The 672-nt window shown below is 64.0% G+C and carries 1 protein-coding gene; it reads left to right on the top strand.

Translation table 11 applies throughout. The features are described 5' to 3' along the window. Positions 1-343 precede the first annotated feature (343 nt). Positions 344-672: RHS repeat-associated core domain-containing protein (locus tag ACG2LG_RS24130; RefSeq protein WP_396263457.1), on the top strand; the 329-nt coding region annotated here is incomplete at its 3' end.

Raw genomic sequence — 672 nt, 5'->3', positions numbered from 1 at the left:
GGGTCCTTTTGCGGACCCTCTCTGTCTTTTCGTTCATGGGGTTCCATTCTCGACGTCACCCCTTTTCCGCGCTAGAAAACGCTCATGAACTGGTGGTTGGCACACCCACGTCCACATCGACGCCCTCCAGCAGATCCACGCCCGCTGCCACCCCCACGGCAGTGCCGGAGGCGGTCCGGGTGACCAACCGACCTTTCCCAATGGCCCATCCGAGGACCCTTGGGGCGACCCGCCGGAGACGCCACGCCCACGACCCAACCCGCCCACGGAAGGAACTGCGGTTCCGAGAGCCGAAGCGGAATTGACTTCCAGCCGCACGCCCGAAGTGCTACCGGCTAGCCCCATGCCGCACACCCTTGAGCCGCGACCCGCACCGCTCGTCCCGGAGCGGAAGCGCGCCGCCGCCCCGGCATCGAAATCCCCGCCCGAGGACGATCCGCCCGCGGCCAGACCGGTCGGGCTCCCCAAACGCCCACCAAGCCCGGCAGGTGAAGTAACAAACTCTATCTCTCTAACCGTTAGCGACTTGCCGGAAATGGGCAAGGCCGACCGAAGCATGCGTGTGACGTATTACGGTTACCGTTGGTATGATCCCGTGACCGGCAGGTGGCCATCCAGGGACCTGATTGAAGAACGGGGCGGAGTGAACCTGTATGTGTTCGTAGGCAATAA

Source organism: Haloferula sp. A504 (assembly GCF_044385805.1).
Taxonomy (GTDB): domain Bacteria; phylum Verrucomicrobiota; class Verrucomicrobiia; order Verrucomicrobiales; family Akkermansiaceae; genus Haloferula.
Note: the sequence above shows the minus strand (reverse complement) of the source record. Positions and strands in the feature narration are given on the sequence as shown.